The sequence below is a fragment of the Pseudomonas sp. RA_35y_Pfl2_P32 genome, from assembly GCF_963970735.1.
Classification (GTDB): Bacteria; Pseudomonadota; Gammaproteobacteria; order Pseudomonadales; family Pseudomonadaceae; genus Aquipseudomonas.
The window spans coordinates 1-614 of record NZ_CAXAQF010000126.1 but is presented as its reverse complement, the minus strand read 5'-3'; the positions used below and the strand labels follow the sequence as shown (position 1 = coordinate 614).

At 73.0% G+C, this 614-nt stretch carries 1 protein-coding gene; it reads right to left on the bottom strand.

The window, feature by feature from the left end; translation table 11 throughout:
- Nucleotides 1–57 precede the first annotated feature (57 nt).
- Nucleotides 58–614 (bottom strand): tyrosine-type recombinase/integrase (locus AACY45_RS27440; protein WP_339548594.1); only part of this gene is annotated, 557 nt, incomplete at its 5' end.

The following is a 614-nucleotide window of genomic DNA, read 5'->3' as shown; positions in this document are numbered from 1 at the left end:
CTGGTGCGGCCGGGTGCTCGCCGATCGCTGCTGCGGCGGCAGAGATCGGTCCGGCCCTCATGGCGCTGACACATCGAGGCCAAGCGCGCGGCGGTACTCGGCGACGACCGCCGGGTCGGACACGCGCGTGTAGATGCGGGTGGACTCGGGGGAGGCGTGACCAAGCCTGCGCATGAGGGCGAGCTCGCGCATGCCGCCCTCCCACATGCGTGTCGCGTGCGTGTGCCGGCAGGCGTGCGGGGTCATCCAGGGCTCGCGTATGCCGGCCCGCTCGCAGGATCGGGCGAAAAGCTTGGCCAGCGCGGCGTAGGAGAGCGGCTCAGCCCGGCGCGCCCCGTTGCCGCCGACGAGGAAGAGGTAGGGGCTGCCGGTGTCGCGCGGGCGCTCGGCGGTCACGTAATCGGCGATCGCGGCAAGCGTCGCCGGCTCATGCAGGTCGACGACGCGCTCGCGCCAGCCCTTGGCGCGCACGCCGCGCGGATGGTCGTCGCGCTGGCGCACCACGATCCGCCTGCGGCCGTAGGCGACGTCCTCGAGCTTGAGCGCAAGCGCTTCGCCCGGCCGCAGGCCACCATCAAGCATGAGGCGGACAAGCGCTACGTCACGACGGCAGC